Source organism: Pseudomonas sp. OTU5201 (genome assembly GCF_038440135.1).
Classification (GTDB): Bacteria; Pseudomonadota; Gammaproteobacteria; order Pseudomonadales; family Pseudomonadaceae; genus Metapseudomonas; species Metapseudomonas resinovorans.
Window position 1 is genome coordinate 103,015 of sequence record NZ_JASATC010000001.1, and the last position, 25,007, is coordinate 128,021.

Sequence of the window (25,007 nt, forward strand, 5' to 3'; positions counted from 1 at the left end):
GTGGCCTCCCAGGGTTGGCACGGCGCCTGCAGGATCCACTTCGACAATCTACAAAAGCGCCCGACTCAACGACGAGACGGCACTTTCCCGATCGAACGGGACTTGGACAAAGGCGTCCTACTGGAAACAGCGGGACGCCTTTTTTGTTTGTTCGACGCTTATGCAGGAGTGTCCTGGCATGAAGACATCCAAGCTGGTGGTGATCGGAAACGGCATGGCCGGAGTGCGTACCCTCGAAGAGCTATTGCGTCTCGCGCCAGAGCAGTACCAGATCACAGTGTTCGGCGCCGAACCCCATCCGAACTACAACCGTACCCTCCTCTCCCCGGTTCTGGCCGGCGAACAGTCGTTCGAGGAAATCATCCTCAACGACCTGGCCTGGTACGCGGAGAACAGCATCGATCTGCTACTCAATCGCAAGGTGGTAAAAATCGACCGCCAGCGCCGTCAGGTGATCGCCGAAGACGGTACCACTGCCGCATACGATCGCCTGGTCATTGCCACCGGCTCCACGCCGAGCCGCCTGTCCATCCCCGGCAACCGTCTGCAAGGGGTGATTGGCTACCGCGATATCGCCGGGGCCCGCGCCATGATCGAAACGACCCGCACTCACAGCCACGCGGCGGTAATTGGCGGTGGACTGCTTGGTCTGGAAGCAGCCAATGGCCTCAAGCAGCGCGGCATGGACGTCACGGTCGTACATCTGGCTGACTGGCTGCTGGAAAAACAGCTCGACCCGCTGGCCGGCAAGAAGCTACTGCGCGCGCTGCAGGCTCGCGGTATCCGTTTCCGCCTGGGCACCGCCACCGAAGAACTGATCGACAACGGCGACGGCCGTGTTTGCGCCGTGCAACTGGCTGGCGGCGAGGTGATCACGGCGGACCTCGTGGTAATGGCGGCCGGCATCAAGCCCAACACCGAACTTGCCGAACAGGCGGGCCTACCTTGCAGCCACGGCATCCTGGTCGACGACACCCTGCAGACCTATGACCCGCGCATATACGCCATCGGCGAATGCGCAAACCACCGCGGTATTTCCTACGGGCTGGTCGCCCCGCTGATGGAGCAGGCCAAGGTCTGCGCCAATCATCTGGCCATGCTCGGTTTCGCACGCTACCAGGGCTCCAGCACGGGAACCCAGCTCAAGGTGGCCGGCATCGAGATGCTGAGTGCTGGTGACGCGCCCCACCCCGGCCAGGTCGCCGGCATGCGTGGCGCCTGCCCCTTGCACGACTGGCAGATCGAACTAACCAACAACGACGTGCTGGCCTGGACCTGAATCATTTAGGGCGCGAGTTGCGCCGAGGAGAACCCCGATGAACGGCAAAGTCTGGCTGGTAGGTGCGGGCCCCGGTGATCCCGAACTCCTCACCCTGAAGGCGGTAAAAGCGCTCAATCAGGCGGAGGTGGTGATGATCGATGACCTGGTCAATCCGGTGGTGCTGGAGCACTGCCCCAATGCCCGGGTTATCCGCGTGGGCAAGCGCGGCGGCTGCCGCTCAACGCCCCAGGCGTTTATCCATCGACTGATGCTGCGCTATGCGCGCCAAGGCAGGTGCGTGGTGCGGCTGAAGGGCGGTGATCCGTGCATTTTCGGCCGCGGCGGTGAAGAGGCCGAATGGCTGGCCGAGCGTGGCATCGAGAGCGAACTGATCAATGGCATCACCGCGGGCTTGGCAGGCGCCACCAACTGCGGCATATCCCTCACGCTGCGCGGAATCAGCCGTGGTGTCACCCTGGTCACCGCCCACACCCAGGACGACAGCAGCCTCAATTGGGGGGCTCTCGCGCAGTCAGGCACGACACTGGTGGTTTACATGGGCGTCGCCAAGCTTGCCGATATTCGCGAGGGGCTGCTGGCGGGCGGCATGTCCGGTGCCATGCCCGTGGCCATGATCGAGAATGCCTCCCTGCCCCATCAACGCGAATGCCGCAGCACCCTTGGGCAGATGCAGGCAGACGCCCAGGCTTTCGAATTGAAAAGCCCGGCCATCCTGGTCATCGGCGAGGTTGCCGCAGCCGAAGCGGTCCTCCCAATGGCACGAAGCGCCTGAATCTCTCTTCGCTCCTGCGAAGTAGTGTTTGCCCGGCCATGCCGGGCTTTTTTTCACCTGGATCAGCGCACGACACTTTCTTCGGGCAAAGAAAAACCCGGCCGAGGCCGGGTTTTTCTGAGGCTCAAACCAATTACTTGGCCTGGGCTTCCACTTCAGCTTCTACGCGGCGGTTAACAGCGCGGCCGTCAGCGGTGGCGTTGTCGGCAACCGGGCGGGTTTCGCCGTAGCCAACAGCGTTCACGCGCTCGGAACCTACACCGTACTGGTCAACCAGCACGTCGCGTACGGCGTCGGCACGACGCTCGGACAGCTTCTGGTTGTAGGCGTCAGTACCGACGGAGTCGGTGTGGCCTTCAACAGTGGTGGTGGTAGCCGGGTACTGGTTCATGAAGTCAGCCAGGTTCTTGATGTCACCGTAGCTTTCTTCTTTCACCTTGGCCTTGTCGAAGTCGAACTTCACGTCCAGCTCAACGCGTACGACTTCGGCAACAGCCGGGCAGCCATCAGCGTCAACGGTAACGTTGGCCGGGGTGTCCGGGCACTTGTCGACGTTGTCGCAAACACCGTCGTTGTCGCTATCAGCGCACACTTCGGCAACCGGAGCCGGAGCCGGCTCGGCTTGCTTGGTGGAACCACCGAAGTTCACGCCAACGCCTACACCAGCCATCCACTCGGCTTCCTGGGCGTCCAGGTTGTACATGCCGTCCAGGCTCGCCTTGGCGAAGAAGTTCTCGGTGAAGTAGTACTTCAGACCGGTGCCAACGTTGGCGAAGGTGCTGTGATCACGACCGGTGCGCGGCGGCAGGTTGCTGATGCTCTGGTGAGCAAAGCCGCCGGAAACATAGGGACGCAGACCAACACCCGGAGTACCGAAGTGGTAAACAGCGTCGAGGGAAGCCAGGCTGCCCTTGATGTCTTTGTGGCCGTCGACGCCGAAGGCATCGTCGGAGGTCATGTCGTGGTACTCGCCGTACGACAGAGCCAGGGAAACGTCGTCGGTCAGGTAATAGCCTACCGAGCCGCCGTAAAGGTTGCCGTCCTCGAGATTGCGAGAACTGTCGGTGAAGTAACGCTTACCGAAAGCTTCCACCTCAACTGCGCCTTGGCCCTGAGCCAGCGCGTTCATCGAGAGAGCGGCAACAAGAGAGCCAACGGCTACGCCTAAGGTGTTTTTCAGTTTCATCCGTAAATCCCCATCATTGGTGGTCAGAAGTTGTCGAACAATCTCCAGACAACTTGGTCGGCAATTCTAGCAGAACATACCGGCCCTTAAGAGATAATTTTTCCCGAACTAAGTTTCGGCAAGGCCCGAAAATTTCTCGCGCAGTCGGTCCAATGCACGCTTGTAGCGCATTTTCGTGGCACTCAAGCCCATATGCATAATGTCGGCGATCTCCTGAAATTCCAGCTCTGCGACAAAACGTAGCACAAGAATTTCCCTGTCAATGGGATTGACATGTACCAGCCATCGTTCCAGGCCTCCCCGCTCCTCGACTTTGGGCGCTTTCTCTTCCGAAGCCTCCTCAAGAGGATCCAGACTCAGCGCATCGAGCAAGCGTCGCTTTCGGCGCTCTTTCCGATATTGGGTAATGCACTCGTTGTACGTGATGCTATATAGCCATGTCTTGAACTTCGACTTGCCTTCGAAGTTCTTCAATCCATAGAGCACCTTCAGCATCACTTCCTGGCAGACATCATCGGCGTCGCGGTCGTTGCCTAAATAGCGGGCACAGACGTTGAACAAAGTGCGCTGATAGCGCCTCATCAATTCTTCATAGGCGCGCGTGACATGGAACAGCTCGACATGCGCGCGCTCCACCAGCTCCTCATCAGAGAGCTCGCGTGGGTCATAGCGCAAGGAAAGCGATTGGGGCTTGTTCAAAACGGGTCGGGCCGACAGTCAGGTCAAAAGCCGCCGGGGCGCGAGGTTCGCGCACCCTGTCTGGCGGCATACATTAGCAGGGAAAAGCCGTCGTGTTAGCGGCTGGTTACCCGTTGATCGAGCAAAGTACGGTTCGACACCGATACCAGCTCACCTTCCTCGGTAAGCAGCAGGGTCTTCACCGTGCCGATTTCCTCGATCTGACCTTCGACATCACCAACCTTCACTTGTTGCCCGACCTGATAAAGCTCGCGCACATAGATGCCGGCGAGGATCTGACCGGCGATCTCGCGGCTGCCCAATCCCAGCGCAAGCGCCGCTGCCAGGCCGATGGAAATCAGCACGATGGCAATGACATTGTTCAGCAGATCGGTCTTGACCTCCAGCTGGCCGATGGCCACAGAGATGCTGATGATGATGACCAAGCCTTGGGCAATGCGGCCAAGTCCGTGGGCGTATTCCAACCCCACACCTTCAGCGGCGCCACGCACCACGCCGCTGACCAGTTGCGCCAGCAGCACACCGGCCAGCAGCACCAGGGCTGCGCCCAGCACCTTGGGAAGGTAGAGAGCCAGTACGTCCAGGGTCGCCGAAACGCGGTCCAGCCCAAGGGACTCGGCAGCAGACACGAGGAAAATCAACAGCACGAACCAGTAGACGATCTTGCCGATCAGGGTGGAAACCGGTACCTGGATGCCAGCGCGGGACAGCATCTTGGTCAGGCCCGTGCCTGCCATCAGGCGATCCAGCCCCACCTTGGCCAACAGCTTCGACAATAGGGTATCCAGCAACTTGGCTACCACGAAGCCCAGCAGTACCACCACCAGCGCGCCGAACAGGCGCGGAATGAAGCCCGCCACCGGTGCCCACACCGAGGTCATGGCGTTAACGAGTCCTTGAGTCCAGGGGTCGAATTCCATGTTCAATCAGCCTTATCTGCAGAACGGACAGAAGCATTGCGGCGCGAAACAGGCGCCAAGTGAGGCGAGCCATTGTTCAGGGCGATCATCATGGCCTCAAGCCAATGGCCCATCAGACTGAACAGATCCCCAGCGCCTACCTGGCGGTTGGCGGTCTTGAGCACCCGACCCAGCGTGGCGTCATCATCGTGATCGGGTTGCGGTGACGCCTTGAGCAGGTCCCGCAGGGATTCTTCGAACGGATCGTGCATGCGCACCTCGCGTGGATATGTCGGCTAGACGAGACAGGAGCAGCCCAGGTCACATCAGAGCCAACGCAGCCGACGGAAAAGCCACAACTGGAAACCGGCAATTCCCAGGATCAATACGCAGGCCAGAACGAAGCCATAACGCGCCTCATCGCCCGGGATACCGCCTACGTTCATGCCCAGCAGGCCTGTGATGAAGCTCAGCGGCAGAAAAAAACCGGTAGTAATACCAAGCAGGTACATGGTGCGGCTGGTGCGCTCACTCTGGCGACGGCTTTCGCTTTCCAGTACCAGGCCGATGCGCTCGCGGATCAGCTCCAGCTCCTCCAGGTAACGGGTCAGGCGATTGTTCAGTTCGTTCCAGTACTCGCTGTCGCGTTCGACGAACCAGGGCATACGGCTGCGCGCCAGTTGCCCGTAGATATCGCGCTGGGGAGCCAGAAACCGCTTGAGCCCAGCGGCCCGGCGGCGAACCTGCAGCATCAGGTCATGGTTCGGACGGAACCGTTCGTTGTTATCGAGGTGCTCCTCCTGCTCATCGACCTTCTCTGACAGGTCGGCGACCAGCGAATCAACCTTGTCGGTCAGGTGCTCCGCCAGGTACAGCAGCACCTCGGAAGCCACCTTCGGCCCGGTACCCCGCGCCCATTGTTCGATCAGCTCATCCGTGGCGTGCAATGGCCGAAGGCGCAGGGAGAGGATGCGCTGCGCCGAGGCGAAGATCCGCACAGAGACCATATCTTCCGGGACCGCGCCGGGATTCAGGTTCACGCCGCGCAGGAACAGCAGTAACTCGTCACAGGGCAGAGCCAGCATCCGCGGCCGGGTGCTTTCCTCCAGAAGCAGGTCGCAAGCGAACTCGGACAGCCCGCTTTGCTCTCGTAGCCAGCGCCGCGCGAGCGGATGGCTGCGATCCCAGTGCAACCAGAGGCTCTGTGCAGGCGCGAGCTGCAAGTTGGCCAGCGCCTCCCGGGAGATCGGCTCGGCACCACCCTGCCCGTCCAGCAAGAAGGCATGTACCAGCCCCCACTGGGCGTTCAGCTCCTCGAACATTCAGTCTCCTTGGAAGAAAAAGCCCGGCTCTCGCCGGGCTACTTTGATCAGGCCGGCATTTCCAGGGGTTTCGGCGAAATGATGATGCCGTTGTTGTCGGCATATACATACTCACCCGGGCGAAAGGTGACGCCACCAAAAGTGACCACGACATTCAAGTCGCCGATGCCTCGCTTGTCGGTCTTCATCGGGTGGCTGGCCAGAGCCTGGACACCCAGGTCGGTCTGGGCGATCACGTCGACATCACGGATGCAGCCGTAGACCACGATCCCTTCCCAACCGCTCTTCGCGGCCTTCTCGGCCAGCATGTCGCCCAGCAGGGCACGACGCAGGGAGCCTCCGCCGTCTACCACCAGCACCTTGCCCTTGCCCGGCAAGTCGACCTGCTCCTTGACCAGGGAGTTGTCCTCGAAACACTTGATGGTGACGATCTCACCGCCAAAGGAGTCGCGACCGCCAAAGTTGCTGAACATGGGTTCGACGACCTGGACCAGGTCCGGATAGGCATCGCACAGATCAGGGGTAACGTATTGCATGGACTTCTCCTTGATAGCAGTTACAGATCGAGACCGATGCGGTCGCCGTCGTAGGCCAGCGGCAGGCGCTGCAATGGAGGGCAAGGCGCATTGACCGGACGGCCGCTGGCCAGGTCGATAGCGATGCCATGCCTGGAACAGCGCAGCACCCCGCCTTCGAGGGTGCCGATGTGCAAGGGCGCGCCCTGGTGTGGGCAACGATTTTCCATGAGGATCAGCTACTGATCAACGACGATCAGCAACAAATGCCGCCCTTGAACCTGAAAATCACCTCGATAGCCGTTCTGCAGATTGATCAGTCGTTCCAGCGCTACGAACACGAAGCCTCCACCGCTCCGCGATTCCGCCATCTTTAGCACAGCCTCCTGCCATCCGAAACTGGAAACCGTCGGCAGGCAGCGAGCTAGAGCGTCACGACCTCAGCTCCCTGAGCAGCGACCGGCAGGGACTGATGCCCCAGCCAATGCGCCACCAGCGGCCAGACCTCGCGCTCGGCGACCTTGCTCACCAGCATCTCGATGTGGCCGAAGTCGTCGCTGAACCCCGCGTCCCGCGCCAAGCGCAGGAAGTGACGGTTCTCCTCGGGGACTTGCTCCACCAGTTTTCGGCAGGCCCAGACCGGGTCTTGCAGGTCGCCTGCGGCCGCAACAGCCAATACTGGAATCCGCACGTCCGCTAGCCCGGCCCACCAGTCCCGCTCCGCATCGCCGAAACGACCGAACAGACCGTGCCAGCGCATGCTTTCCAGGGCAAGACCGATTGGTTCGTCCTCAGGCCCGCGCTTGAGCCATGCTCCGGAGAGCACCTCGAACCGCTTGAGCAACAGACGGCCAGTCCACTCCACTGGCGGCACCTTGAGCGGCCAGTAGTTGCGACTGATCTGACTGCCGAACAGCGCGACCGACGCCGCATCTCCGTCACTCAGGTAGTGCCCACCCAAGGCCGCAGCGAGTGTCGTTCCGCCCAACGAGTGACCAAGCCAGTGCGGCACCTGCCCACACTGTTCGCGAACGAAAGCAGCGATGGCTGGCAGGTCATAGCGCGCGTAGTCCGCTACTCGGTTGCGTCGGTAGTGCTGGTTACGCGGCGACAGGCCGTGGCCACGCATCTCGACGATCCACACGTCAAAGCCAGCGCGTGTCAGGTAAGGTCCGAGTCCAAGCCCCTTGGGCGAATACCAGAAGCGCCGATTGGAAAAGCTGCCGTGCACCAGGATGACTGGTACGCCACGCTCATCCTCCTGGCCAAAGCGACCAAGACGGGTCAGAACCAGTTCTACACTTGCGTCCGGGCTGTTACCGGGCTTCAGGCGATAGACGTCTTCGGTCAGGTCGCCACGGAGTTCTGCGCTCATCAGCGCAACGGGAAAGAGATCACTACTGCTTTGCATGATTGCTGCTTGCACAAAAAAGGGCGGGTTTCGAACCCGCCCTTTTCGTTTCGACTAACGAAGGGTCAGGCCTGACCTTCCGCCAAGAAGAACCAGGTATCCAGCACGGAGTCCGGGTTGAGGGAAACGCTCTCGATGCCCTGCTCCATCAGCCACTTCGCCAGATCCGGGTGGTCGGACGGGCCCTGACCGCAGATGCCGATGTACTTGCCGGCGTTATTGCAAGCAGAAATGGCATTGGCCAGCAGCTTCTTGACCGCCGGATTACGCTCGTCGAACAGATGGGCGACAATGCCGGAGTCACGATCCAGGCCCAGGGTCAGCTGGGTCAGGTCGTTGGAGCCGATGGAGAAGCCATCGAAGAACTCGAGGAACTCTTCGGCCAGCAGTGCGTTGGACGGCAGCTCGCACATCATGATGACCTTCAGGCCATTCTCGCCGCGCTTCAGGCCGTTGCTGGCCAGCAGCTCGACCACCTGGCTACCTTCGCCCAGGGTACGCACGAACGGAACCATGATTTCGACGTTGGTCAGGCCCATCTCGTTGCGCACTTTCTTCAGCGCGCGGCACTCCAGCTCGAAGCAGTCACGGAAGGACTCGCTGATATAGCGGGAAGCACCACGGAAACCCAGCATCGGGTTCTCTTCTTCCGGCTCGTACAGTTTGCCGCCGATCAGGTTGGCGTATTCGTTGGACTTGAAGTCCGACAGGCGCACGATGACCTTCTTCGGCCAGAAGGCCGCGGCCAGGGTGCTGATGCCTTCAACCAGCTTCTCGACGTAGAAGCCAACCGGGTCGTTGTAGCCGGCGATACGCTTCTCGACACTTTCCTTGATCTCAGCCGGCAGGCCGGCGAAGTTCAGCAGCGCCTTCGGGTGCACGCCGATCATGCGGTTGATGATGAATTCCAAACGAGCCAGACCCACGCCCTCGTTGGGCAGCTGGGCGAAGTCGAAGGCACGATCCGGGTTGCCGACGTTCATCATGATCTTGAACGGCAGGTCAGGCATCGCGTCGACGGAATTGGTGCGGATATCGAAGCCCAGCTGGCCTTCGAAGATGAAGCCAGTGTCACCCTCGGCGCAGGAGACGGTCACGCCCTGGCCATCCTGGAGCACCTGGGTAGCATTGCCGCAGCCCACGACCGCCGGAATGCCGAGTTCACGGGCGATGATCGCCGCGTGGCAGGTACGGCCACCACGGTTAGTGACGATGGCGCTGGCGCGCTTCATCACGGGCTCCCAGTCCGGGTCGGTCATGTCGGAGACCAGCACGTCACCCGGCTGGACCTTGTCCATCTCGGATACGTCGTGGATCACGCGGACCTTGCCGGCGCCAATGCGCTGGCCGATGGCGCGGCCTTCCACCAGGACCTTGCCCTTTTCCTTGAGCAGATAGCGCTCCATCACGGTGGCGCTGGAGCGGCTCTTTACGGTCTCCGGACGGGCCTGAACGATGTACAGCTTGCCGTCATCACCGTCTTTGGCCCACTCGATGTCCATCGGACGACCGTAGTGTTTCTCGATGATCAGGGCCTGCTTGGCCAGCTCGGTCACTTCGGCGTCGGTCAGGGAGAAGCGGGCGCGATCAGCGCGGTCCACGTCAACGGTCTTCACCGACTTGCCAGCCTTGGCTTCTTCGCCATAGATCATCTTGATCGCCTTGCTGCCCAGGTTGCGGCGCAGGATGGCGGGACGACCGGCTTCCAGGGTGTGCTTGTGGACATAGAACTCGTCCGGGTTTACGGCGCCCTGCACCACGGTTTCACCGAGGCCGTAGGCGGCAGTGATGAAGACCACATCACGGAAACCGGATTCGGTATCCAGAGTGAACATCACGCCAGCGGTGCCGGTTTCCGACCGGACCATGCGCTGCACACCGGCGGACAGGGCGACCAGCTTGTGGTCGAAGCCCTGATGCACGCGGTAGGCAATGGCGCGGTCGTTGAACAGGGAGGCGAATACCTCCTTGGCAGCGCGGATCACGTTGTCCACGCCACGAATGTTCAGGAAGGTTTCCTGCTGGCCGGCGAAGGATGCATCGGGCAGGTCTTCGGCAGTAGCGGAGGAACGCACGGCCACAGCCATGTTGTCGTTACCGGCCGCCATGGCGGTGAAGGCAGTGCGGATTTCCGCATCGAGACGAGCCGGGAACTCGGCGTCCATCACCCACTGGCGAATCTGCGCGCCGGTTTTGGCGAGGGCGTTGACGTCATCCACGTCCAGGGCGTCGAGGGCCGCGTGGATACGATCGTTCAGGCCGCTCTGCTCGAGGAAGTCACGGTAGGCCTGGGCAGTAGTGGCAAAACCACCGGGAACGGAAACACCGGCGCCAGCCAAATTGCTGATCATCTCGCCCAGGGATGCGTTCTTGCCCCCCACATGCTCAACATCGTGAACGCCGAGCTTATCGAGGGAAACTACGTATTCTACCAAGGTGATCTCTCCACTATTTGTTGGAAAAGCTCATGCGGAACAGCTCCGCAGCGTTCTGGCGTTGGTCCAGAAAAATACGTCACAATGCCGACCGGCTCGGGCCTGGCTAAAAACGCGGCCTATCATAGCCAAGAATCGTTCCTGACTTAAGGCCTTTGGCGCAAATGAAACGAACCGCTTTCTTCATCTCCGACGGTACTGGTATCACTGCAGAAACCCTTGGCCAGAGCCTCTTGGCGCAGTTCGAAACCATCACCTTCAACAAGATCACGCGACCGTACATCGACAGCATTGAAAAAGCGCGCGCCATCGTACAGCAAATCAATAAGGCCGCGGTGCTGGACGGCTCCCGCCCGATCATCTTCGACACCATAGTGAACCAGGAGATCCGAGACACCCTGGCCACTTCCAACGGATTCATGATCGACATCTTTTCGACCTTCCTTTCGCCGCTGGAACAGGAACTTACCTCGCACTCCTCGTATTCCGTCGGCAAATCCCACTCCATCGGCCACCACACCAACTACATGGAGCGGATCGAGGCGGTTAACTTCGCCCTGGACAACGACGACGGCGCCCGTACGCACTACTACGACAAGGCCGACCTGATCCTGGTGGGCGTGTCCCGGTGCGGCAAGACACCGACCTGCCTCTACATGGCCATGCAGTACGGCATCCGCGCCGCAAACTACCCGTTGACCGAAGAGGACATGGAACGCCTTCAACTGCCCGCAGCCCTCAAGCAGCACAAGAGCAAGCTGTTCGGCCTGACCATCGACCCCGACCGCCTCACCGCCATCCGCAACGAGCGCAAGCCCAATAGCCGTTACGCGAGCTTCGCACAATGCGAGTTCGAAGTGCGCGAGGTGGAGAACCTGTTCCGCCGCGAAAACATCAACTTCATCAACTCCACCCATTTCTCGGTAGAAGAGATTTCCGCCAAAATACTGGTGGAAAAAGGTGTCGAACGACGCCTCAAGTAACGCGATCAATGATGAAAAAGCCCGCTTCTGCGGGCTTTTTCATGGATGAATCATTTAGAACGCATCGCCAGGCACACGCACCCAACCTTCCATCAGCACACGAGCACTGCGGCTCATGATGGCCTTGGTAACGGTCCACTCGCCGTCCACTCGGACTGCTTCGGCGCCAACGCGCAGAGTGCCCGACGGATGGCCGAAGCGCACAGCACTTCGCTCGCCACCACCGGCTGCCAGGTTCACCAGGGTGCCCGGAATGGCGGCGGCAGTGCCGATGGCCACGGCCGCGGTGCCCATCATCGCGTGATGCAGCTTGCCCATGGACAAAGCACGCACCAGCAGGTCCACCTCTTCAGCCCTGACCGTCTTGCCACTGGAGGCCAGATAGTCCCTGGGTTTTGCCACGAAGGCGATCTTCGGCGTGTGCTGCCGGGTGGCGGCCTCCTCCGGGGTCTTGATCAGCCCCATGCGCAAGGCACCAGCAACCCGAATGGCCTCGAATCGGGCCAGCGCCTCGGGGTTTGTGTTGATGTTTTCCCGCAACTCGGTCCCGCTGTAGCCGATGTCCTCGGCATTGACGAACACGGTGGGGATGCCGGCGGTGATCATGGTTGCCTTGAGGGTGCCAATGCCGGGCACATCCAGGTCGTCGACCAGGTTGCCGGTAGGGAACATCGAGCCCCCCTCTTCCCCATCATCGGAAGGATCGACGAATTCCAGCACGATCTCCGCAGCCGGAAAGGTCACACCGTCGAGCTCGAAGTCACCCGTTTCCTGGACCTGGCCGTTGGTCACCGGCACGTGGGCAATGATGGTTTTCTGGATGTTGGCCTGCCAGATGCGCACCACGCAGGTGCCGTTCTCCGGAATACGCGCCGGCTCCACCAGCCCGGCATGCAGCGCGAAGGCCCCGGCGGCGGTGGACAGGTTGCCGCAGTTGCCACTCCAGTCGACGAAGGCCTTGTCGATGGAGACCTGGCCATAGAGGTAATCCACATCGTGATCAGGCTGGCTGCTCTTCGACAGGATCACGCACTTGCTAGTGCTGGAGGTGGCCCCCCCCATGCCGTCGATATGCGCGGCGTACGGGTCGGGGCTGCCGATTACACGCATGAACAGCCGGTCGCGGGCCTCGCCCGGCATCTGGCAGCGCTCTGGCAGATCCTGCAGGCGGAAGAACACACCCTTGCTGGTGCCACCGCGGATATAGGTGGCGGGGATTTTCACTTGGGGTACGTGGGGCATGAAGATTGTCCTGAAAGACTATGAACGCCCTTCTCCCCCAGGGAGAAGGTGCCCGAAGGGCGGATGAGGGAAGGCAACTTCCCCCTCATCCCAACCCTCTCCCGGAGGGAGAGGGGGTTGTCGCGGGCCTCAGCCGACGGCTTTCTGCGACGAGGACTCGAGGAAGTCCTGCGCGAAACGCTGCAGCACACCACCGGCCTCGTAGATCGACACCTCTTCGGCGGTATCCAGGCGGCAGACGACCGGGACCTTGATGGACTCGCCGTTGGTGCGGCGAATCACCAGGGTCAGGTCGGCACGCGGCCTACGCTCGCCGATCACGTCGAAGGTTTCGGTGCCGTCGATGCCGAGAGTCTTGCGGGTAGTGCCCGGCTTGAACTCCAGCGGTAGGACACCCATGCCGATCAGGTTGGTCCGGTGGATACGCTCGAAGCCTTCAGCGACGATCGCTTCCACACCCGCCAGACGTACTCCTTTGGCCGCCCAGTCGCGGGATGAGCCTTGGCCGTAGTCGGCGCCAGCGACGATGATCAGCGGCTGCTTGCGGCCCATGTAGGTCTCGATGGCCTCCCACATGCGCATCACCTTGCCTTCCGGCTCGACGCGAGCCAGGGAGCCCTTCTTCACCTCGCCATCGACCACCGCCATCTCGTTGACCAGCTGCGGGTTGGCAAACGTGGCGCGCTGGGCGGTCAGATGGTCACCGCGGTGGGTGGCGTAGGAGTTGAAGTCCTCCTCCGGCAGGCCCATTTTCGCCAGGTACTCACCCGCCGCCGAGTTCGCCATGATGGCGTTGGACGGTGACAGGTGATCAGTGGTGATGTTGTCCGGCAGCACCGCCAGCGGACGCATACCCTTGAGGCTGCGCTCACCCGCCAGGGCACCTTCCCAGTAGGGCGGACGGCGAATGTAGGTGCTCATCGGACGCCAGTCGTACAGCGGATCGACTTTCGGGCCAGTGTCTTCCTGAATGGTGAACATCGGGATGTACACCTGGCGGAACTGCTCCGGCTTGACCGCAGCCTTCACCACGGCATCGATCTCTTCGTCAGTCGGCCAGATGTCCTTCAGGCGGATTTCCTTGCCATCCACCACGCCCAGCACATCCTTCTCGATGTCGAAGCGGATGGTACCGGCGATGGCGTAGGCCACCACCAGCGGCGGCGAGGCAAGGAACGCCTGCTTGGCGTAGGGGTGAATACGCCCATCGAAGTTGCGGTTACCGGACAGTACGGCGGTCGCATAAAGATCGCGATCGATGATCTCCTGCTGGATTTTCGGGTCCAGTGCACCGGACATGCCGTTGCAGGTGGTGCAGGCGAATGCCACCACGCCGAAGCCGAGCTGCTCCAGTTCCTGCTCCAGGCCGGCTTCCTTCAGATACAGCTTCACCGCCTTGGACCCCGGTGCCAGGGAGGACTTCACCCAGGGCTTGCGCACCAGCCCCAGCTTGTTGGCGTTACGTGCCAGCAGGCCGGCAGCGATCACGTTGCGCGGGTTGCTGGTGTTGGTGCAACTGGTGATGGCGGCGATGATGACTGCCCCATCCGGCATCAGGCCATCGGCCTCCTGGGCGCGAGCCTTGTCCAGGTCGACGGCAATACCGCGCTCGGCCAGGGCGCTCACCGGCAAGCGGCGATGCGGGTTGGAGGGACCCGCCAGGGTACGTACCACCGAGGATAGGTCGAAGCTCAGCACGCGCTCGTACTGCGCATCATCCAGGCTGTCAGCCCAGAGGCCGGCCTGCTTGGCGTAGGTCTCCACCAGCTTGACCTGCTCGTCGTCGCGACCGGTCAGCTTGAGGTAGTCGATGGTTTGCTGGTCGATGAAGAACATCGCCGCAGTGGCGCCGTACTCCGGAGCCATGTTGGAGATGGTAGCGCGGTCGCCCAGCGTCAGGGCGGCGGCACCCTCACCGCGGAACTCCAGATAGGCACCGACGACCTTTTCCTTGCGCAGGAATTCGGTAAGCGACAGCACCACGTCGGTGGCGGTGATACCCGGCTGGGGTTTGCCGGTCAGCTCGACGCCGATGATCTCCGGAAGGCGCATCCAGGACGCGCGGCCGAGCATGACGTTTTCGGCTTCCAGGCCACCCACGCCCACGGCGATCACGCCCAGGGCGTCGACGTGCGGGGTGTGGCTGTCCGTGCCGACGCAGGTGTCCGGATAGGCCAGGCCCTTGTCGTTGTGGATGACCGGCGACATTTTCTCCAGGTTGATCTGGTGCATGATGCCGTTGCCCGGCGGGATCACATCGACGTTCTTGAAGGCCTTCTTGGTCCACTCGATGAAATGGAAGCGGTCCTCGTTGCGACGGTCCTCGATGGCGCGGTTCTTCTCGAACGCTTGCGGATCGAAGCCCCCGCACTCCACGGCCAGGGAGTGATCGACGATCAGTTGCACCGGCACCACCGGGTTGACCTGAGCGGGGTCACCGCCCTGGTCGGCGATGGCGTCGCGCAGGCCAGCCAGGTCCACCAGCGCGGTTTGGCCGAGGATGTCGTGGCAGACCACACGGGCAGGGAACCAGGGGAAGTCGCGCTCACGCTTGCATTCGACGATCTGCGTCAGGCACTCATTGAGGATTGCCGGATCGCATTTGCGCACCAGGTTCTCGGCATGCACACGGGAGGTATAAGGCAGACGCGCCCAGGCGCCAGGCTCGATGGCCTCGACCGCCGCGCGGGCGTCGAAGTAGTCCAGCGCCGTGCCGGGCAGGCTCTTGCGGTATTGGCTGTTCATGGTTATGGGCGATCCTTGAGCGGCACGAACTTCAGGTCTTCCGGGCCGACGTAGTTGGCGCTCGGGCGGATGATCTTGCCGTCGATGCGTTGCTCGATGACGTGGGACGACCAGCCCGAGGTACGGGCGATGACGAACAGCGGGGTGAACATGGCGGTGGGCACACCCATCATGTGGTAGCTGACGGCACTGAACCAGTCGAGGTTGGGGAACATCTTCTTGATTTCCCACATGGTCGACTCGAGACGCTCGGCGATATCGAACATCTTGGTGTTGTGCTGCTCAGCGGAGAGCTCGCGAGCCACTTCCTTGATCACCTTGTTGCGCGGGTCGGACACGGTGTAGACCGGGTGGCCGAAGCCGATCACCACTTCCTTCTTCTCAACGCGGGCGCGGATGTCGGCTTCCGCCTCGTCCGGGTTGTCGTAGCGCTTCTGGATCTCGAAGGCCACCTCGTTGGCACCGCCATGCTTCGGCCCACGCAGCGCGCCGATGGCGCCGGTGATGCAGGAGAACATGTCGGAACCGGTGCCAGCGATAACGCGGGAAGTGAAGGTGGAGGCGTTGAACTCGTGCTCGGCGTAGAGGATCAGCGAGGTGTGCATGGCGCGGACCCAGGAGTCGCGCGGTTTTTCGCCATGCAGCAGGTGCAGGAAGTGACCGCCGATGGAGTCATCATCGGTCTCCACGTCAATGCGCTTGCCGTTGTGGCTGAAGTGGTACCAGTAGAGCAGCGCCGAGCCCAGGCAGGCCATCAGCTTGTCGGCGATATCACGGGCGCCCGGGTGGTTGTGATCATCCTTCTCCGGAGACAGGCAGCCCAGCACGGAAACAGCGGTGCGCATCACATCCATCGGGTGGGCGGATGGCGGCAGTTGCTCAAGGGCGGCCTTCACGCCGGCCGGCAGGCCACGCAGGGCCTTCAGCTTGGACTTGTAGCCAGCCAGTTCGGCAACGTTCGGCAGCTTGCCATGCACCAGCAGGTGAGCGATTTCCTCGAACTCACAGGCAGTAGCGAAGTCGAGAATGTCATAACCGCGGTAGTGCAGGTCGTTACCGGTGCGGCCAACGGTGCACAGGGCGGTGTTGCCGGCAGCGGTGCCACTCAGGGCCACGGACTTCTTCGGTTTGAAGGCAGTGGTATTTTCGGTAGCGCTCATCGCGTGATTCTCCTCATTTCAATCCGGTTGCTTGTGTCTTGTTTTTTCCGCGGGCCGCGACGCTGAAAACGCGGCCCGCGTCCGGTTACTTCTTGGCGGCGAACAGGGCATCGAGCTTCTGCTCGAAGGCGTGGTAGCCGATACGGTCATACAGCTCGGCGCGCGTCTGCATCAGGTCGATAACGTCTTTCTGATGGCCATCGCGGCGAATGGCGGTGTAGACAGCTTCGGCCGCTTTGTTGGCGGCACGGAAGGCCGACAGCGGGTAAAGCTGGATAGCGACGCCGACCGAAGCCAGCTCATCGCGGGAGAACAACGGGGTGGCGCCGAACTCGGTGATGTTGGCCAGCACCGGCACGCCCAGCGCATCGACGAAGCGCTTGTAGGTCGGCAGATCGTAGGCCGCTTCGGCGAAGATGGCGTCAGCACCTGCCTCCACGTAGCGCAGGCAGCGCTCGATGGCGGCATCAACACCCTCGGCCTGAATGGCGTCGGTGCGGGCGATCAGGAAGAAGCTCGGGTCGGTCTTGGCATCGGCAGCGGCCTTAACGCGATCGGCCATCTCCTCGGTGGAGACGATTTCCTTGCCCGGACGATGGCCGCAGCGTTTGGCGCCGACCTGGTCTTCGATATGGGCAGCCGCAGCACCCGCCTTGATCAGGTTCTTGACGGTGCGCTCGATGTTGAAGGCGCTGGGACCGAAGCCGGTGTCGATATCCACCAGCAACGGCAGGTCACACACGTCGGTGATACGGCGCACGTCGGTGAGCACGTCATCCAAGGTGTTGATACCCAGGTCCGGCAGGCCGAGCGAGCCGGCGGCAACACCGCCACCGGACAGGTAGATGGCCTTGAAGCCGGCACGCTTGGCCAGCAGTGCATGGTTGGCGTTGATGGCGCCGATCACCTGCAGCGGATGCTCCTCGGCAATCGCGTCGCGGAAGCGCTGGCCGGCGGTTTTCTGACTCATGACTCACCTCGTGTTTTGGACGGGTTGGCGAGCGCTTCCTTGTAGTGGCGCTCGATATTGCGCTTGGAGGCACCGATGTGACGGCGCATCAGCAACTCGGCCAGTTCGCCGTCTCGGTCGGCGATGGCATCGAGAATTCGGTGGTGCTCGTTGAAAGCCTGGCGGGGCCTGTTCGGCACTGTGGAGAATTGAAGGCGATACATGCGCACGAGCTGATAGAGCTCACCGCAAAGCATCTGGGTCAGGGTCTGGTTGCCGCTGCCCTGGATGATCCGATAGTGGAAGTCGAAATCGCCTTCCTGCTGGTAGTAGCCGCGCCCGGCCTGGAAGGCCTCGTCGCGCTCGTGGGTGTCCAGCACCCGGCGCAGTTCGTCGATCTCGGCCTGACTCATGCGCTCGGCGGCCAGACGGCAGGCCATGCCCTCGAGGGACTCCCGGATTTCGTAGAGTTCGATCAGCTCGGCATGGCTGAGCGACACCACCCGCGCACCGACATGCGGCACCCGCACCAGCAGCCGCTGCCCTTCCAGGCGGTGGATCGCCTCACGCAGCGGCCCGCGACTGATGCCGTAGGTACGCGCCAGCTCAGGCTCGGAGATCTTGCTGCCAGGGGCGATCTCTCCGCGCACGATGGCGGTCTGGATACGCCGGAAGACACTCTCGGCTAGAGTTTCCGAGTCCAGCGGTTCTGCGACGGGGATTTCAGTGGCATCCAGCATGATTGTCGACACATTCTTGTTTGGTGACGCAAAATTACTGCTAACAAAGCCAAACTGTCAAACCAAACCCGACCAATTGTCGACAATCCATTTTGAACCTGGAAATTCCATCTACGCCGTCACGCCCTGACCTTTGGCGGCATAAGCGTCTGTCGCGCCGGAAAATCCGCGTGTTAGAATGCGCGCCGCCAGCGCCAGTCTGGGCGCCAATGACTTGCCTGCTAGACTCCCAGACCAGGCGCCGCAGCCAAGATGGCCGTGGGCCGGGCTCCTGGACCGATGACCGCGTTACGCTCAAAGGACTTATGACACTCAAGCCCTTCGCCCTGTTTGCCTGCCTGCTCGCCCTCCCCAGCCTTGGCCTCGCCACCGAGAAGACCGTCTACGGTCTCAACGAGTACGCCAAGCTGAAGGATCTCGACCTGGAAGTCGCAGCCAAGCTCGATACCGGCGCCAAGACCGCCTCCCTCAGTGCGCGCGACATCAAGCGCTTCAAGAAGGATGGCGAACCCTGGGTGCGCTTCTACCTGGCCATAGACGATGCTCACGAACATCCGATCGAACGCCCCCTGGCGCGAATCAGCAAAATCAAACGCCGCGCCGGCGACTATGACCCCGAGGAAGGCAAGACCTACACTGCACGCCCGGTCATTGAGCTGGAAGTGTGCATGGGCACCGCCCTGCGGCATATCGAAGTGAACCTCACCGACCGTAGTGCTTTCCAATATCCGCTTCTGATCGGTTCCGAGGCGCTCAAGCGCTTCGATGCACTGGTCGACCCGAGCCTTAAATACGCTGCCGGCAAACCCGGCTGTGCCACCGACGCAAACTCTGACGAGTAACCCACATGCGCTCTCTTACCCTGCATCTGAAAGTCCTGATCACCCTCCTGGTGAGCCTGGGCATTCTGATAACGGCCTACCAGATATTCATTCAGGGCATCCCGATCACCGAGGATGAGACCGACGACCTGTGGAACATCGACGCCAAGGTCGAGTTCCAGGCCAGCCCGCGCGATCCGGTCAAGGTCCAGATGTTCGTCCCGCCACTGAACCGGGACTACGTCAGCCTCAACGAGAGCTTCATCTCCAATAACTACGGGGTGAGCATCAATCGCGTTGACGGCAACCGCAAAGTGACCTGGTCCGCCCGTCGTGCCAGCGGCAACCAGACGCTCTACTACCGCCTGGTACTGACCAAGCGCTACAGCGGTGAGAAAGCGAAGGACAAGGGCCCGATCTTCCGTGACAGCATCCCGGTGGAAGGCCCCGAGAAAATAGCTGCCGAAGCCCTGCTGGCGCCCATCCGCCAGCACTCGGCGGACGTCGAGACCTTCATCAGCGAGACCATCAAGCGGGTCAACAACCTCAACGATGACAACGTCAAGCTGCTGCTCGCCGGCGATCAGAGCACACCGAACAAGGCCAAGGTCATCGAGCTGCTGCTGTCCATCGCCCACGTGCCGATGGAGCGCGTCCATACCATCCGCCTGGTGAGCGAGCAGGCACAAAGCCCCGAGCTCTGGCTGCGCAGCTTCAATGGCGAGAACTGGCTTTACTTCAACCCGGATACCGGCGAGCAAGGCCTGCCCAACGATCGCCTGATCTGGTGGACCGGTGACAACAACCTGATCACCGTCGACGGCGGCAAGAAGGTCCAGGTGACCTTCAGCATGAACAACAGCGAGATGAACGCCATCCGCCTGGCCAAGCTGACCGACGAGAACACCGACGCCGACTTCCTGGAGTACTCGCTCTACGGCCTGCCCCTGCAGACCCAGCAGACCTACCAGATCATGATCATGATCCCGATTGGCGTGCTGGTGATCCTGATCCTGCGTAACCTCGGCGGCCTGCAGACCCTGGGTACCTTCACCCCGGTGCTGATCGCCCTCGCCTTCCGCGAAACCCAGCTGGGCTTCGGCATCGTGCTGTTCACCATCATCACGGCGCTCGGCCTGTCGCTACGTTCCTATCTCGAACACCTGAAGCTACAGATGCTGCCAAGGCTCTCGGTGGTGCTGACCTTCGTGGTGGTGCTGATCGCGGTCATCAGCCTGCTGAGCCACAAGCTCGGCCTGGAGCGCGGCCTGTCGGTTGCCCTGTTCCCGATGGTGATTCTGACCATGACCATCGAACGCCTGTCGATCACCTGGGAAGAACGTGGCGGCGGCCATGCCTTCAAGGTGGCGATCGGCACACTGGTCGCGGCCACCCTGGCGCACCTGCTGATGACCGTGCCGGAGCTGACCTACTTCATCTTCACCTTCCCGGCTGTGCTGTTGATCATGGTGGGCTTCATGCTGGCGATGGGTCGCTACCGCGGCTACCGCCTGACCGAACTCTTCCGCTTCAAAGCCTTCCTGAAGGACTGAGCCATGTTCGGCCTGCTCAAAACGTGGAAAGCCCTCGAAGCCAAAGGCATCATGGGCATCAACCGGCGAAACGCGGACTACGTGCTGAAATACAACAAACGGCACCTGTACCCGATCGTCGACGACAAGATCATCACCAAGCAGCGCGCCATCGAGGCGGGGATCCACGTACCCGAGATGTACGGGGTCATCTCCACCGAGAAGGAAATCGAGAAGCTCAACGACATCATCGGCGAGCGTAACGACTTCGTGATCAAGCCGGCGCAAGGCGCCGGCGGCGACGGCATCCTGGTGATCGCCGACCGCTTCGAAGGCCGCTACAAGACGGTTTCGGGCAAGATCATCAGCCACGAGGAAATCGAGCACCAGATTTCCTCCATCCTCACCGGCCTCTACTCCCTCGGCGGGCACCGTGACCGCGCGCTGATCGAGTACCGCGTGACCCCGGACCAGATCTTCAAGAGCATCAGCTACGAAGGCGTACCGGACATCCGCATCATCGTGCTGATGGGCTACCCGGTGATGGCCATGCTGCGCCTGCCGACCCGGCAATCCAACGGCAAGGCCAACCTCCACCAGGGCGCCATCGGCGTGGGCGTGGACCTGGCCACCGGCGTTACCCTGCGCGGTACCTGGCTGAACAACAAGATCGCCAAGCACCCGGACACCACCAACGCGGTGGACGGCGTGCAGTTGCCGAACTGGGATGGCTTCATGAAGCTGGCGGCCGGCTGCTACGAGCTGTGCGGCCTGGGCTACATCGGTGTCGACATGGTGCTGGACCAGGACAAGGGCCCGCTGATCCTCGAGCTCAACGCCCGTCCCGGCCTGAACATCCAGATCGCCAACGACTGCGGACTGACCCACCGAGCCCACGCCATCGAGGCCCGCCTCGAAGAGCTGAAGGCCAAGGGTATCCAGGAAACCCCGGAAGAGCGCGTTCGGGTATCCCAGGAGCTCTTTGGCCACGTGCGGCCGACGGAAATCTGATCCACCCCTCCATGAAAAAGCCCGGCCAAGTTGCCGGGCTTGTTCATTCTGCGTATCCGGCCAAGGCCAAATGCAGGCTTCATCACTAGGGCGGACCACGCTTCACCGGCCCACCATTGGAGGCGGTGGGGCACCGCCGGTGGATGAAAAAAGCGCCATCCACCCCACTAAAGGCATGAAATAAAGAAGGGGCCTTCCGGCCCCTTCTTCGTCTACCCGCACACTTTCAATCGTTGCTCGGCTTGTTCACCGCGTGCAGCACGTACTGCGGCAGGGCGAACGCGCCGACGTGGACTTCCGGATTGTAGTAACGGGTCACGATGCTGCTGCCAGCGTAGCGCTGGCGCAGGGTTTCCACCGGCAGTTTGCGCATCTCCGGGTCGGTTGCGCCCCAGGCGAAGGTCATGGCGCCACCAATGTAGGTAGGCACGGCGGCCTGGTAGAAGTGCCAGTCGGCAAACAGGCTATCCATGCGGCTGGCAGTGGTTTGCACTTCGCCCAGCTGCATGAAGGGGGTGCCATTCTGGGTCACGAGGACACCGCCATCGTTCAGGCAGCGGCGGCAGGCCTGGTAGAAGTTCTCGGAAAACAGCACCTCGCCCGGACCGATGGGATCGGTGGAGTCGGAGATGATGACGTCGAACTTCTCTTGGGTGGTCGCGACGAAACGCATGCCGTCATCGATCACCAGATTCAGGCGCGGGTCTTCATAGGCACCCTTGGAGTGGTTCGGCAGGAATTCCTTGCACATCTCGACCACGGTGCCGTCGATCTCGACCATGGTGATGCGCTCGATATCACGGTGCTTGCGCACTTCGCGCAACATGCCGCCATCGCCACCGCCAATGATCAGCACGCTCTTCACCGCGCCATGGGCGAGGATTGGCACGTGGGTGAGCATCTCGTGATAGATGAACTCGTCGGCCTCGGTGGTCTGGATCACACCGTCGAGGGCCATGACACGCCCCATGCGCGCGTTCTCGAAGATCACCAGGTGCTGGTGCTCAGTGCGCACTTCGTGCAGCAGCTTGTCCATGCGGAAGCGCTGGCCATAACCGTCGTAGAGAGTTTCCTGGTAATCGCTCATGGGTTGTCTCCCCTGCTGGCTGTATTAGCGGACGGTGCCTCCGCCCCATGAAAAGGCGCGCATTCTACGATGGCTTCGATGTCAGGTCGAACCGCGGCGGGAGAATTTGAAAGTCAGTTTTGCAGAGACGACGCGGCGCCAAGAGAATATCGTCGCTCCATGACTGCAATTGCTTCCACCATTCGGACCCGCGAGCCCATCGAGCCCATGCGCCTTCATTACTTCGAGCCCTGGAGCTGGAAGCAGTTCCAGCAACATTTCGCCCTGCGGCGCCTGCCCGGGGTCGAGCACCTGACGACCGACAGCTATTGCCGCAGCTTCCGCCTGGGCGAGCGCAGCGGATGGTTCCGCCTGCGTCCGTTACCCGGCGCCCTGGAGCTTGAACTGAGCCCGTCGGTTCGGGACCTGGGGCCGCAGCTGGCACCGCGCGTGCGGCAAATGTTCGACCTTGACAGCGATCCGGCTGCCATCGCCCAGCACCTGGGCCGCGATCCGCTGTTGCAAGGGCTGCTGGCACGTTATCCGGGATTGCGCCTACCCGTCGCGTTCGACCCTTTTGAGCAAGGGGTGCGTACCATCATCGGCCAACAGGTAACGGTGAAGGCAGCGGTGACCATCGCCGGGCGCCTGGTGGAGCGTCTTGGCGAGCCATTGGCAGATGCCGAAGTCGACGGCCCGCAACGGCTCTTCCCTACCCCACAATCCATCGCCGACGATCCACTGCCCGGTATCGGGATGCCCGGTAAACGAGTCGACACATTGCGTCGATTCGCTCAGGCAGTGGCCGATGGCAGCCTGGAACTGAACCTGGCGGCGGGCATCGAATTCCTGATCGAGCGTCTCTGCGCCCTGCCCGGCGTCGGCCGCTGGACCGCCGAGTACATTGCTCTGCGCGCTTTCGGGGAGCCGGACGCCTTCCCCTCTGCCGACCTCGGGCTGCTCAAGTCGCCACTTTGGGGGCCAGAGGGCATCAGCGCACGAGAACTGGCTAGCCGCGCCGAACAATGGCGCCCATGGCGCGCCTACGCCGCCGTCTATCTCTGGCAGAGCTACGCCGAGGAGAAGTGAAGATGCATTACCGCTACCACGACAGCCCCACCGGCCCGCTGTTGCTCGCTGGAGACGAGTCGGGCCTGCAATTGCTTTACATGGACAACACCGAACGCTGGCAGCCCGACACTGACTGGGTGCCAGCCGGTCGACAACTGGACGAACCCTGCCGCCAGCTGGACCTTTACTTCGAGGGGCGCCTGAAGCGCTTCGACTTGCGTCTCGCGCCACGGGGCACGCGCTTCCAGCAGCAAGTCTGGCAGGCCCTGCTGGAAATCCCCTACGGCCGTACCACCAGCTACAGCGAACTGGCCGAACGCATCGGCAACCCGAAATCCGTGCGCGCCGTCGGCACCGCCAATGGTGCCAACCCCATCTCCATCATCATTCCCTGCCACCGGGTGATCGGCCGCGATGGCAGCCTGACCGGCTATGCCGGCGGCCTGCCGCGCAAGGCACTACTGCTGAAGCTGGAAGGTGTGAAGCTGCAACCGGAGCAGGACCAGCTGCTGCTGATCTGAATGTTCAGGGCTGACGGATACGCGCCATTACCTTTGGCGGATCCGCCAAGGGCAACTCAATGATCAGACCCTCGCCGTTCTTCGCCAACACTCCCGTCAGGGCCTTGATATTCACCTGGTGGCTGACCATCACCACCGGCCTGTCCTTGGGCACCTTGTCGATAGCCTTGCGCAACTCGACAGTCTGCGCGGCCTGGCTGTCCGGATCACTGAAGAAGGAGTCAAGCGCCGAAAGGGTTTCCACCGCCCCCAGGCCCATTTCCTGGGCGGTGTCCTGGGCACGGCACCAGTTGCTGGTATAGAGGCGCGGCTGCTCCACCTTGCGCCGCACCAGCAGCTTGCCCCACCGCTTCGCCTCCTGGCGTCCCTTGTCGCTGAGATTGCGTTGGGTACTGCAATCCCCCAGGCGAAAGCCTTCCGGGTCGCCAGTCCCCGGAGCGGTGGTATGACGCAACAGCAGGAAAGCCTTGCCTTCGCGCAGAGCCTGCCAGGCTGACTTCTGGTCAGCGGGCGCTGGCAACGCCAGCATCGCGAGCAACATCAGGACGAATAGACGGGTCATGACCAGAGCGCCAGTTCCAGCACCCACCCGCCAACTGCCCTGTAAGGGATCGGATCGGGACAAGCCGCAACGACGCAGAGGCG

23 protein-coding genes and 1 pseudogene are annotated in these 25,007 nt (G+C 61.8%); 8 read left to right on the forward strand and 16 right to left on the reverse strand.

From position 1 onward, the window contains the following. Nucleotides 1-178: 178 nt before the first annotated feature. A pseudogene (locus AAHM40_RS00505) lies at nt 179-1,180 on the forward strand (NAD(P)/FAD-dependent oxidoreductase); the annotation flags it as partial. 136 nt (nt 1,181-1,316) lie between these two features. Then, a complete protein-coding gene (gene cobA, locus AAHM40_RS00510; protein WP_342242957.1) occupies nt 1,317-2,054 on the forward strand; it encodes a uroporphyrinogen-III C-methyltransferase in 738 nt (245 codons plus the stop codon). A gap of 133 nt (nt 2,055-2,187) precedes the next feature. On the opposite strand, the gene AAHM40_RS00515 is transcribed toward cobA, so the two are convergent. The 9 genes from AAHM40_RS00515 to ppsA all read right to left on the reverse strand — a co-directional run bounded on the left by AAHM40_RS00515 (nt 2,188) and on the right by ppsA (nt 10,521). Continuing rightward, nucleotides 2,188-3,240: an OmpA family protein gene (locus tag AAHM40_RS00515; protein WP_342242958.1), complete on the reverse strand. Its 1,053-nt coding sequence runs from the start codon at nt 3,238-3,240 to the stop codon at nt 2,188-2,190. Nucleotides 3,241-3,348: 108 nt separating this feature from the next. Beyond that, nucleotides 3,349-3,939: an RNA polymerase sigma factor SigX gene (gene sigX, locus AAHM40_RS00520; protein ID WP_280284233.1), complete on the reverse strand. Its 591-nt coding sequence runs from the start codon at nt 3,937-3,939 to the stop codon at nt 3,349-3,351. 95 nt (nt 3,940-4,034) lie between these two features. After that, complete coding sequence (locus tag AAHM40_RS00525) at nt 4,035-4,859, reverse strand: mechanosensitive ion channel family protein (protein WP_280284234.1); 825 nt, start codon at nt 4,857-4,859, stop codon at nt 4,035-4,037. Nucleotides 4,860-4,861: 2 nt separating this feature from the next. After that, nucleotides 4,862-5,116, reverse strand: a complete 255-nt coding sequence (locus AAHM40_RS00530; protein WP_169338769.1) for a CrfX protein — start codon at nt 5,114-5,116, stop codon at nt 4,862-4,864. A 48-nt stretch (nt 5,117-5,164) separates the two neighbouring features. Beyond that, nucleotides 5,165-6,160 (reverse strand): zinc transporter ZntB, encoded by a 996-nt coding sequence (locus tag AAHM40_RS00535; RefSeq protein ID WP_342242959.1) that lies wholly within the window; start codon nt 6,158-6,160, stop codon nt 5,165-5,167. A 47-nt stretch (nt 6,161-6,207) separates the two neighbouring features. Continuing rightward, nucleotides 6,208-6,696, reverse strand: a complete 489-nt coding sequence (gene rraA, locus AAHM40_RS00540; protein WP_342242960.1) for a ribonuclease E activity regulator RraA — start codon at nt 6,694-6,696, stop codon at nt 6,208-6,210. A 20-nt stretch (nt 6,697-6,716) separates the two neighbouring features. Next, nucleotides 6,717-6,905, reverse strand: coding sequence for a Rieske (2Fe-2S) protein (locus AAHM40_RS00545; protein ID WP_342242961.1), 189 nt, complete (start codon nt 6,903-6,905; stop codon nt 6,717-6,719). 194 nt (nt 6,906-7,099) lie between these two features. After that, nucleotides 7,100-8,086 carry an alpha/beta fold hydrolase gene (locus tag AAHM40_RS00550; protein WP_342242962.1) on the reverse strand — a complete coding sequence of 329 codons (987 nt, stop codon included), beginning with the start codon at nt 8,084-8,086 and terminating at the stop codon, nt 7,100-7,102. A 65-nt stretch (nt 8,087-8,151) separates the two neighbouring features. Next, complete coding sequence (gene ppsA, locus AAHM40_RS00555) at nt 8,152-10,521, reverse strand: phosphoenolpyruvate synthase (protein WP_342242963.1); 2,370 nt, start codon at nt 10,519-10,521, stop codon at nt 8,152-8,154. Nucleotides 10,522-10,685: 164 nt separating this feature from the next. Between ppsA and ppsR the strand changes: the two genes are divergently transcribed. Then, nucleotides 10,686-11,504, forward strand: a complete 819-nt coding sequence (ppsR, locus tag AAHM40_RS00560; protein WP_342242964.1) for a posphoenolpyruvate synthetase regulatory kinase/phosphorylase PpsR — start codon at nt 10,686-10,688, stop codon at nt 11,502-11,504. 54 nt (nt 11,505-11,558) lie between these two features. On the opposite strand, the gene prpF is transcribed toward ppsR, so the two are convergent. The 5 genes from prpF to AAHM40_RS00585 form a co-directional block, all read right to left on the reverse strand. Further along, the gene (prpF, locus tag AAHM40_RS00565) at nt 11,559-12,746 is read right to left on the reverse strand and encodes a 2-methylaconitate cis-trans isomerase PrpF (RefSeq protein ID WP_342242965.1); all 1,188 of its coding nucleotides are present in this window, start codon (nt 12,744-12,746) and stop codon (nt 11,559-11,561) included. A 129-nt stretch (nt 12,747-12,875) separates the two neighbouring features. Beyond that, a complete protein-coding gene (gene acnD, locus AAHM40_RS00570) occupies nt 12,876-15,491 on the reverse strand; it encodes a Fe/S-dependent 2-methylisocitrate dehydratase AcnD (RefSeq protein ID WP_342242966.1) in 2,616 nt (871 codons plus the stop codon). A gap of 2 nt (nt 15,492-15,493) precedes the next feature. Beyond that, the gene (gene prpC, locus AAHM40_RS00575) at nt 15,494-16,651 is read right to left on the reverse strand and encodes a bifunctional 2-methylcitrate synthase/citrate synthase (RefSeq protein WP_342242967.1); all 1,158 of its coding nucleotides are present in this window, start codon (nt 16,649-16,651) and stop codon (nt 15,494-15,496) included. A gap of 85 nt (nt 16,652-16,736) precedes the next feature. Beyond that, the gene (gene prpB, locus AAHM40_RS00580) at nt 16,737-17,621 is read right to left on the reverse strand and encodes a methylisocitrate lyase (protein ID WP_342242968.1); all 885 of its coding nucleotides are present in this window, start codon (nt 17,619-17,621) and stop codon (nt 16,737-16,739) included. After that, nucleotides 17,618-18,340, reverse strand: a complete 723-nt coding sequence (locus AAHM40_RS00585) for a GntR family transcriptional regulator (protein ID WP_280284244.1) — start codon at nt 18,338-18,340, stop codon at nt 17,618-17,620. The genes prpB and AAHM40_RS00585 overlap by 4 nt, the downstream gene beginning before the upstream one ends. A 305-nt stretch (nt 18,341-18,645) precedes the next feature. Between AAHM40_RS00585 and rloA the strand changes: the two genes are divergently transcribed. Genes rloA through AAHM40_RS00600 form a run of 3 tightly spaced genes read left to right on the forward strand, consistent with a single transcriptional unit; the run spans nt 18,646 to nt 21,704 of the window. Continuing rightward, nucleotides 18,646-19,182, forward strand: a complete 537-nt coding sequence (gene rloA / locus AAHM40_RS00590) for a retropepsin-like aspartic peptidase RloA (protein ID WP_028627801.1) — start codon at nt 18,646-18,648, stop codon at nt 19,180-19,182. Nucleotides 19,183-19,187: 5 nt separating this feature from the next. Further along, complete coding sequence (gene rloB / locus AAHM40_RS00595) at nt 19,188-20,714, forward strand: osmotic stress tolerance membrane protein RloB (protein WP_342242969.1); 1,527 nt, start codon at nt 19,188-19,190, stop codon at nt 20,712-20,714. Between the two features lie 3 nt (nt 20,715-20,717). After that, nucleotides 20,718-21,704, forward strand: coding sequence for an alpha-L-glutamate ligase-like protein (locus tag AAHM40_RS00600; protein WP_342242970.1), 987 nt, complete (start codon nt 20,718-20,720; stop codon nt 21,702-21,704). Nucleotides 21,705-21,930: 226 nt separating this feature from the next. Here the strand turns inward: AAHM40_RS00600 and speE are convergent, their stop codons facing one another. After that, nucleotides 21,931-22,791, reverse strand: coding sequence for a polyamine aminopropyltransferase (gene speE, locus AAHM40_RS00605; protein WP_342242971.1), 861 nt, complete (start codon nt 22,789-22,791; stop codon nt 21,931-21,933). Nucleotides 22,792-22,950: 159 nt separating this feature from the next. Between speE and AAHM40_RS00610 the strand changes: the two genes are divergently transcribed. After that, nucleotides 22,951-23,859 (forward strand): DNA-3-methyladenine glycosylase family protein, encoded by a 909-nt coding sequence (locus AAHM40_RS00610; RefSeq protein WP_342242972.1) that lies wholly within the window; start codon nt 22,951-22,953, stop codon nt 23,857-23,859. A gap of 2 nt (nt 23,860-23,861) precedes the next feature. Beyond that, nucleotides 23,862-24,362 (forward strand): methylated-DNA--[protein]-cysteine S-methyltransferase, encoded by a 501-nt coding sequence (locus tag AAHM40_RS00615; protein WP_342242973.1) that lies wholly within the window; start codon nt 23,862-23,864, stop codon nt 24,360-24,362. Nucleotides 24,363-24,366: 4 nt separating this feature from the next. Here the strand turns inward: AAHM40_RS00615 and AAHM40_RS00620 are convergent, their stop codons facing one another. Next, a complete protein-coding gene (locus AAHM40_RS00620) occupies nt 24,367-24,924 on the reverse strand; it encodes a histidine phosphatase family protein (protein WP_342242974.1) in 558 nt (185 codons plus the stop codon). Nucleotides 24,925-25,007: the final 83 nt, after the last annotated feature.